The sequence below is a fragment of the Lysinibacillus sp. FSL R7-0073 genome, assembly GCF_038009065.1.
GTDB classification, from domain to species: domain Bacteria; phylum Bacillota; class Bacilli; order Bacillales_A; family Planococcaceae; genus Lysinibacillus; species Lysinibacillus fusiformis.
The window spans coordinates 1-10,000 of record NZ_JBBPAS010000001.1 but is presented as its reverse complement, the minus strand read 5'-3'; the positions used below and the strand labels follow the sequence as shown (position 1 = coordinate 10,000).

At 37.1% G+C, this 10,000-nt stretch carries 7 protein-coding genes; all 7 read right to left on the bottom strand.

Annotated features, from left to right (window positions below; genetic code table 11):
- Positions 1-149: 149 nt before the first annotated feature.
- A complete protein-coding gene (locus MKY88_RS00035) occupies positions 150-1,229 on the bottom strand; it encodes an HD-GYP domain-containing protein (protein ID WP_193833508.1) in 1,080 nt (359 codons plus the stop codon).
- Between the two features lie 141 nt (positions 1,230-1,370).
- Positions 1,371-3,836 (bottom strand): DNA gyrase subunit A, encoded by a 2,466-nt coding sequence (gene gyrA / locus MKY88_RS00030; RefSeq protein ID WP_069483092.1) that lies wholly within the window; start codon positions 3,834-3,836, stop codon positions 1,371-1,373.
- A gap of 25 nt (positions 3,837-3,861) precedes the next feature.
- Entirely contained in the window at positions 3,862-5,796 is a 1,935-nt protein-coding gene (gene gyrB / locus MKY88_RS00025) for a DNA topoisomerase (ATP-hydrolyzing) subunit B (RefSeq protein ID WP_328201706.1), read from the bottom strand.
- Between the two features lie 92 nt (positions 5,797-5,888).
- The gene (gene recF, locus MKY88_RS00020) at positions 5,889-7,004 is read right to left on the bottom strand and encodes a DNA replication/repair protein RecF (protein ID WP_193833506.1); all 1,116 of its coding nucleotides are present in this window, start codon (positions 7,002-7,004) and stop codon (positions 5,889-5,891) included.
- A gap of 3 nt (positions 7,005-7,007) precedes the next feature.
- Positions 7,008-7,232, bottom strand: coding sequence for a S4 domain-containing protein YaaA (gene yaaA, locus MKY88_RS00015; RefSeq protein WP_012291830.1), 225 nt, complete (start codon positions 7,230-7,232; stop codon positions 7,008-7,010).
- 111 nt (positions 7,233-7,343) lie between these two features.
- Entirely contained in the window at positions 7,344-8,480 is a 1,137-nt protein-coding gene (dnaN, locus tag MKY88_RS00010; RefSeq protein WP_069483096.1) for a DNA polymerase III subunit beta, read from the bottom strand.
- Positions 8,481-8,650: 170 nt separating this feature from the next.
- Entirely contained in the window at positions 8,651-10,000 is a 1,350-nt protein-coding gene (dnaA, locus tag MKY88_RS00005; protein ID WP_340812814.1) for a chromosomal replication initiator protein DnaA, read from the bottom strand.

Genomic DNA, 10,000 nt, shown 5'->3' with positions numbered 1-10,000 from the left:
CACTAGATTCTAAGTAAAAATATTATATTGCTTGTAGAAGAGAAGGTTGGAAACTGCAGGTGCTTTACTTTATCTAACAGTATACCTCTCCACTTTATTATCCTTAATATGAATGAAAAAGGCAGCCAAAATTATGGCTTGCCTTTCTACTAATTAGTAATGATTCGAGAAATATAAAAACTGCGATTTTTCCCTAAATCAAAAATTTCACCTGTATGAACTAATTTAATAAGTGGACGTGTTGGTGCAAACTTATTTACAAACATGACTTCTCCACGCTCTAAATTAGAAAGTTCAACAATTGTACCAATAGGGAGATCCGCAACAATATCGATTAATGCACGTACCACTTTAATATCAAATTTACCAAACTCAGATTCATTAATCATTTCTATTACTTTAAACGATGATTGCTTTGACCTGTATACTCGTTCACATGTCATAGCATGGAATACATCTGCCACTGCAATGATTTGCGCAAAAATAGAAATATTAGCGATCTTTTCGCCTTTCGGATACCCGCTGCCATTTAAACGTTCATGGTGTTGGAATATTGCCTCTTTCATAGTTTCTTTTAAAATGGTGAGATCCTTCACCATGTTATAGCTATAAATTGGGTGTTTATAAATTTCATCATACTCCTGCTCAGTAAGAGGTGTCTTTTTATCTCGAATACGGGGATGTACTTTAGCCATTCCACAATCAGCTAATAGGCCACCTATTGCAATTTGAATTGTTGTCCCTCTATCATAGCCCAACTTTTGAGCAACTACAGAGGAAATCAAAGCTGTTGCTACACTATGGTGATATAAATAATCTTTAGGGTTAGAAAATTCATTTAAATCAAAAATAATTGTTCGATCTTCCAGGACCATTTCTACCAAAGGCAATATAATGGTTCTTGCTTTGGCGATATCTACTTTAGCACCCGCCTCCCAATTTTTAAATTCCTTTTTAAATTGTTCAATAGAATGATTATAAGACTTTCTAAAAGTCGGAATGTCCTCTACTACTACTTCTACATCTATTTCTTTCTTTTCCGTACGAATATCGTTTTGATTTTTATAAACAGGGACGTTAAAAATATTAAATGCCTGAAAAACTTGTAAATGTACATGGGAAATCATTGTATCTTTAAAGATGATAGGATACTGTGTATTAGCAAAAATATCTTCAGAAATTACTCTACCAACGCCTAACTCTGAAATCGGAACATTTATTGTTTCCATGAAATGAACACCTCTCCACTTTAACTTGCTTCAAATAAGGTTACTTTTATTTTATCATGTAATTCAAAATAATTACTTATTTTTCATTATTTATAATAAAAAACCGATGAACGACATGTACGCTGTCGTCATCGGTTTAAATTATTCCTCTATTTCCTCTTCGTCTTCAAGCGACTCTTCTTCTTTTTCAACCTTAGCCACGGTTGCAACCAATTCTTCATCACCTAGGCGAATTAAACGAACACCCTGTGTGCTGCGCCCAATTAATGAAATATCATTAACATCCATACGAATAAGCATACCGTTAATAGTAATAAGCATAAGATCCTCTGAACCATCAACTGTTTTCACAGCCACCATCGGACCATTTTTATCAGTAATTTGCATTGTTTTTAAACCAACGCCACCACGGCTTTGTAAACGATAATCATCTTCAGAAGTACGTTTACCATAACCTTTTTCAGTAACTACTAAAATTTCTTGTCCTGGTTCAACAATCTCCATACCTACTACTTCGTCACCATCACGAAGTTTAATACCTCGTACACCACCAGCTGTACGTCCCATAGAACGAATATCATCTTCTTGGAAACGAACAAGCATGCCATCACGTGTACCAATGATAATTTGCTTATCCCCATCTGTTAAACGAACAGAAATAAGGTCATCATCTTCTCGTAAACTGATAGCTATTAAACCATTTGTACGAATGTTGGCAAATTGTGATACAGGTGTACGTTTCGTAATACCCGTTTTAGTTGTAAAGATAAAGTACGCATCTTCATTAAACGATCCAACACGAATCATAGCTGTTACTTTCTCGCCTTTATCGATATTGAGCAAGTTAACAATCGGTAGCCCTTTAGCTGTACGACCATACTCTGGAATTTCGTAACCTTTCGCTCTAAATACTTTACCTTTGGAAGTAAAGAATAGAATTGTATCATGTGTAGAGGTATTCATAAGATGCTCTACAAAGTCATCTTCGTTTGTACCCATTCCCTGAACGCCACGACCTCCGCGTTTCTGACTACGATATGTATTCGCAGCTAAACGTTTAATATAGCCGTTATGCGTTAAAGTAACCACTGAATTTTCAACAGGAATTAAATCCTCATCTTCAATCATTTCAATACCGCCAGAAGTAATTTCAGTACGGCGTGTATCACTATAGCGGTCTTTTAGCTCTAAAATTTCAGTACGAATGATATCAACAATTTTAGCTTCGTCCGCTAAAATTGCCTTTAATTCAGCGATCAGAACTTGAAGCTCTTGATATTCTGCTTCAATTTTTTCACGCTCTAATCCACTTAAACGAACTAAACGCATATCTAAAATTGCTTGAGCTTGTCGCTCTGATAAATTAAAGCGCTCCATTAATTGAGGCTTCGCTTCTTCACCACTACGTGAACCACGAATAATCGCAATTATTTCATCAATATGGTCTAATGCAATTCGTAAGCCTTCTAAAATATGTGCACGGTCTTCCGCTTTTCGAAGATCGAATTCTGTACGACGACGAATAATAACTTTTTGGTGCTCTAAATAATGGTATAGCATTTCTTTTAAGCCTAATACCTTTGGCTGACCATTTACTAATGACAGCATATTGATACCAAAACTTGATTGCATAGCTGTTTGTTTGTATAGATTATTTAAAACTACATTTGCATTTGCATCTTTACGTACCTCGATAACTACCCGCATACCACGACGGTCTGACTCATCACGTAAATTCGTAATACCATCAATTTTTTTATCACGGACAAGCTCTGCGATTTTTTCAATCAGCTTAGCCTTATTTACTTGGTATGGTAATTCATGAACAAGGATAGTTTCCTTACCATTTGCCTTTTGCTCAATTTCCACCTTGGCACGAATAATAATAGAACCACGGCCAGATTCATAGGCTCTACGAATACCACTACGACCTAAAATTAATCCGCCAGTAGGGAAATCTGGACCAGGGATGATTTCCATCAATTCCTCTGTAGTAATCGCTGGGTTTTCAGAAAGTGCTATAACCGCATCAATCGTTTCTCCCAAATGGTGAGGTGGAATATTTGTAGCCATACCAACGGCAATCCCTGCAGCACCGTTTACTAATAAGTTTGGATAACGACTTGGTAAAACAACCGGTTCTTTTTCAGAGCCATCATAGTTATCTGTATAGTCAATTGTGTCTTTATTGATATCACGTAGCATTTCCATCGCAATTTTAGACATACGTGATTCTGTATAACGCATAGCTGCCGCTCCATCACCATCAACAGAACCAAAGTTCCCATGACCGTCAACAAGCATATAACGATAGCTGAAATCCTGCGCCATACGTACCATAGCATCATAAATGGAAGAGTCACCATGTGGATGGTACTTACCCATAACATCCCCAACAATACGTGCTGATTTTTTGTAAGGTTTATCTGCTGTATTTCCTAACTCCTGCATCCCATATAAAATACGACGATGTACTGGTTTTAATCCATCACGTACATCAGGTAATGCACGTGAAACAATTACACTCATTGCATAATCAAGAAAGGATGTTTCAATTTCTTCTGTAATATTAATTCCTTTAACACCGGAGCGTTCTTGTTCTGACAAAGTGTAGACCTCCTCTCAAGAAAAATTAGATATCTAAATTAGCGTAAACGGCATTCTCCTCGATAAATTGACGACGAGGTTCAACTTCATCGCCCATTAAACGCTCAAATGCTTGGTTAGCCTTAATTGCATCATCTAATTCTACTTGTAATAATGTACGGTGCTCTGGATCCATTGTAGTATCCCAAAGTTGTTCAGCATTCATTTCACCAAGACCTTTATAACGTTGTACATTCGGCTTTGGCATTTTTGGTAGTCGTTCTAAAATTTCTTTTAATGTTTCATCATCATAGCAATATTCAACATGCTTACCTTGTTTCACTTGATAAAGTGGTGGCTGTGCAATATAAATATAGCCCGCCTCTACAAGTGGACGAAGGAAACGGAAGAAGAATGTTAAAAGCAATGTACGAATATGCGCCCCATCAACATCGGCATCTGTCATAATAATGATTTTATGATAACGGGTCTTTTCTAAATTGAACTCTTCTCCAATACCGGTACCGAATGCTGTAATCATGGCACGGATTTCTGCGTTCGATAAAATCTTATCTAAGCGTGCCTTTTCAACATTGAGAATTTTCCCACGCAAAGGCAATATCGCTTGGAAGTGACGATCACGTCCTGATTTAGCTGATCCTCCCGCAGAATCACCCTCAACAATATAGATTTCACATTCAGCTGGATTCGTTGAAGAACAATCGGCCAATTTACCAGGCAAACTTGACACTTCAAGTGCATTTTTACGACGGGTAAACTCACGTGCCTTTTTGGCTGCGACACGCGCACGAGCCGCCATTAAACCTTTTTCAACAACTTTGCGAGCAACAGTTGGATTTTCCAACATAAAACGTTCAAAGCCATCTGAAAATAAAGAGTTAGTAATTTGACTTACTTCTGAGTTCCCTAGCTTTGTTTTTGTTTGCCCCTCAAATTGTGGATCGGGATGTTTAATAGAGACAATAGCTGTTAAGCCTTCACGTACATCCTCACCTGTCAAATTGGCATCAGCTTCTTTTAACAATCCACCTTTTCGTGCGTAATCATTAATGACGCGTGTAAGAGCTGTTTTAAAACCAGACTCATGTGTACCACCTTCATACGTATTAATGTTATTAGCAAATGAAAAAATATTTGAAGAGAATCCGGCATTATATTGCATAGCAATTTCAACCGAGATACCATCTTTTTCTCCCAGTACATCAATCGGATCATGAATAGGCTCTTTAGATTGATTTAGGTGCTCAACATATGAACGAATACCACCTTCATAGTGATATGTTGTTGAACGCTCCTCACCTTCACGCTCATCGGCAATGGTAATTTTGATACCACGATTTAAATAAGCCAATTCACGAATACGATGAGCTAAAATATCATACTCATAAACAGTAGTTTCTTTAAAAATTTCTGGGTCCGCTTTAAAACGTGTTGTTGTTCCATTACGATCTGTATCGCCAATAATCTTTAGTTCTTGTATCGTTTTTCCACGTTGGAATTTGATTTCATGAATATGACCTTCACGGTGAACTTGCACAATTGTTTCAACAGAAAGAGCATTAACAACAGATGCCCCTACTCCATGTAGACCACCTGAAACTTTGTAGCCTCCACCGCCAAATTTACCACCAGCATGTAAAACCGTCATGATAACTTCAACAGCAGGCTTACCCATCTTTTCTTGAATACTGACCGGAATACCACGACCGTTATCTTCTACACGAATCCAGTTTTCTTTTTCTATTGTTACTTGTATATCTGTACAAAATCCTGCCAGAGCTTCATCGATACTATTATCAACAATTTCCCACACTAAGTGGTGTAACCCTTTTGAGCTTGTTGAACCGATATACATCCCTGGTCTTTTACGTACTGCCTCTAAACCTTCTAATACCTGTATCTGATCGGCCTCATAAGCTTGGTTTTGTAAACCTTCGTTCTCTATAGCCACGGCTTTCATCTACTCCTTCATAACATCATTGTGTGTAAATGAATGAACAGTCAACCGAGCTGACTATTACCATTCTTTTGTAATCTAAAAAACTACCCTGGCTAACTTTTTTCAATCGCACCTTGTTTCACGTGGAACAGTTGGGCCTGCTCCATCGTTTCATGATGAATTCCTTCAACACTTGTAGTTGTGACAAAGGTTTGCACTTCACCTTGAATGGTATTTAATAAATGCGATTGACGATAATCATCGAGTTCCGACAAGACATCATCTAAAAGTAGTATGGGTGTTTCATTTGTTTCTTGTTTAATTAATTCAATTTCAGCAAGTTTTAAAGACAACGCGGTTGTACGCTGCTGTCCTTGCGAGCCATATGTTTGCACATCATAGCCATTTACTAAAAACTGCAAATCATCACGATGTGGACCAACTAACGTCACACCTCTGTCAAATTCACGTTCTCTTGCTTCCATCAATTTTTGATGTAAAGTATTTTCAATTTCGCTAGAAGAATGTTCTTTTTCTATTCCAGCTACCGTACGATATTTTATAACGAGCGTTTCCTTCCCTTGTGATATACCTGCATGTATAGGTTCAGCCCATTCCTGCAATAAATCCATAAATTGAAATCTTTTACGAATAATTTGGGTAGCTGCATGAATATATTGTTCATTATAAACCTCATACATCACATCATTTGACATGGACTTGCCCTGGTTCATCTTTAAGAAATGGTTACGTTGTTTTAAAACTTTTTGAAAGGTTACTAAATCATGTAAATAGACAGGCGAAATTTGCCCAATCTCCATATCAATAAAACGTCGGCGTATTTGCGGACTACCCTTTACAACGTTTAAATCCTCTGGTGCAAACATTACGACGTTCATTTGGCCAATATAATGACTAAGGCGACTTTGCTCTATATGATTTATCTTGCCCTTTTTACCCTTCTTTGTAATCGTAAGCTCAATCGGTAAAATACCATGTCTTTTTTGAACGGCCCCTTCTATTTTACCATAGTCTGAATCCCAACGTATCAATTCTTTATCGTTCGTTGTTCGATGGGATTTAGCCATTGCTAATACGTAGATAGACTCCATAACATTTGTTTTTCCTTGAGCATTTTCACCAATGAAAACATTAATTTTTGGAGAGAAGTTTAAAGCTAAGGCATCATAATTACGGTAATTTGTAAGTTTTATTTGTTCAATATGCATAGTTTATTGCCCAGTCGGTCCTACGATCTGAAAACGACCACATCCTGGTATATTCACAACGTCTCCGTTACGTAATTTCCGACCGCGACGATCGTCTACTTCTCCATTGACATATACAGCATTTTCCTGTAAAAACCACTTCGCCATTCCACCTGAACTAATGGCATCAGATATTTTTAATAGCTGCCCTAACGTGATGAACTCCTCATCGATTTTAATGTCCTGCATAGTGTGTTCCCCTCCAAATACAGACTGACTATCTCTCTATCATACCTAAAATTTCGCCATAAGTAAAAAAGATAGCCGCAAATTGCGACTATCCTAACAGATCTTAAATTTTTAGTAAGTACGTACAGGTAAAATTAATTGTAAAATTGCATCGTCATGAACCGAGCGTAAAATAAACGGTCTCATTGCGCCTGTAAATTGAATGACTACATCTTGGCCGTCGATTGCCTTCAATGCCTCCATCATATATTTGGCACTGAAAGAAATTTTCAGACCTTCCCCTTCTAATGACTCTACAGGAATTTCCTCTTGTACTTTACCGATTTCAGGTGAATTAGAAGAAACCTCAACTGCTTGGTGGTCCAATATTTCAAAACGGACAACATTATTACGGTCCCCTCTTGCTACAAGTGAGGCACGGTCTATAGCTTGTAATAAAGATTTACCGTTAATCGTTACATTAGTTTGATATTCTTCCGGAATTAAGCGAGAAGTATCTGGGTAATTTCCTTCTAGTAAACGAGAGAAGAATAATACATCCCCTGTTTTAAATAAAACTTGCTGACTCGTAATAACAATTTGGACAAGGTTTGTAGAATCCTCTAGTACTTTATTTAACTCATTTAAACTTTTCCCTGGGATAACCACACTATGCTCAACTTCTGGTAAATTTTCCAGTTGCACCTTGCGTCTTGCTAAACGGTGACTATCTGTTGCAACACAGATTAATGTTTCGTTTTTAATCTGCCAGTTTACACCTGTCAACACCGGTCTACTTTCTGAAGTGGCAACTGCAAACACTGTTTCACGAATAATTGTTTTTAGAAGATCAGCAGGAATAGTAAATTTTTGATCTTCCGTTAATTCTGGTAATAATGGATATTCAGCTGCATCAGAGCCAATTAAATGAAACTCAGATTTACCAGAGCGAATATGAGTTTGGAAACCAGGAGTTACTTGGATTTCAACATCATTTGTTGGTAATTTACGTACAATTTCATTAAACATACGAGCTTGTACAACAATTGATCCTATTTCTGCAATGTGAATAATCTGTTGTCCATCTTCCTCAACAGGAATAAATGTTTGGATTGTAATATCCGCATCACTACCTGTTAAGCGAATACCTTCTTCTGTTACATCAATTTTAATCCCTGTTAAAATCGGAATAGTTGTTTTTGAACTTACTGCTTTCATGACATCATTTAAACCCTCTAATAAACGGTCACGTAAAATATCAAATTTCATTCGTTTTCCCTCACATATTTATATTATTTATTTATATAAAATAAAAAAGATATAGTAATAGGCTCTGTGGATTTGTGGATAAGTGCCTTTTTATGAATAAAATCAGTCTATCCACATGTAGATAGACTGTGTATAAGTTTGTGTTTAAATAGTAGGATTGTCCACAGTAATTACTTCCCTAGCATGCTACGAATTTGTTTAACATCTTGTTGAAGCTGGACGTCATTTTTCAACAAAGAAGATATTTTTTCGTGAGCATGAATCACTGTTGTATGATCACGTCCCCCAAATTCTTCGCCAATTTTCGGCAGCGAAAAATCTGTTAATTCGCGTGATAAATACATGGCAATTTGACGCGGAAAAGCAATTAACTTTGTACGCTTTTTCGCCGTAAAATCTTCTAAACGTATACTAAAATGCTCACCAACAGCATTTTGAATGTCTAATATTGTCACAGTCCGTGGCTTTGAATTAGGAATGATATCCTTTAGTGCCTCTGCAGCAAGTGCGGCATTAATATCTTTATTTACGAGTGATGAATAGGCAACGACGCGAATAAGCGCACCTTCAAGCTCCCTAATATTGGAGTCAATCTGGTTCGCAATATAGAGCATCACTTCATTGGGTACCTCTAAACCATCTGCTTTTGCTTTTTTACGAAGAATAGCAATACGTGTTTCCAAATCAGGAGGTGCAATATCTGTTATTAATCCCCATTCAAAACGTGAACGTAGCCGATCCTCTAATGTTGGAATTTCCTTTGGAGGTCGGTCACTCGATATAACAATTTGCTTGGATTCTTCATGTAAAGTATTAAACGTGTGGAAAAATTCTTCTTGAGTTGATTCTTTTCCAGCAAGGAATTGAATATCATCAATTAGCAGTACATCCACATTGCGGTACTTATTGCGAAAATCAAGTGCTTTGTTATCACGAATAGAGTTAATAAATTCATTTGTAAATTTCTCAGATGATAAATAGACTACTTTTGCATTCGGATTATGCTCTAAAACATAATGACCAATGGCATGCATTAAGTGCGTCTTACCAAGCCCAACTCCCCCATAGATGAAGAAAGGGTTATAAGCCTTTGCAGGTGCTTCAGCAACTGCTAGAGAGGCAGCATGTGCAAAGCGGTTACCAGAGCCAATAACAAACGTATCAAAAGTATACTTCGGGTTTAACATACCCGGTGAAATATCATGGTGATCGTTATTCTTTGCTTGGATAATCGGCGCCGGCAAATCAAAATCGTCCGAATCCTGGTTTTTTTGAACAACAAATTTAATAAGCAAGTCTTCGCCTGTAAGCTCCGTTAATATACCTGTAATCAAATGAATATAATGATTCTCAAGCCAATCTCGAGCAAACGAATTTGGCGCAGCAATTGTCACAGTGGAACCACTGCCATTGTAGGACAGTAATTTGGTAGACTTTAGCCACGTTTCGAAGCTTGGTTTAGAAATTTTTTGTTCAACTTGAGCCAGGACATTATTCCATAATTCTTCTAAATGTTCCAA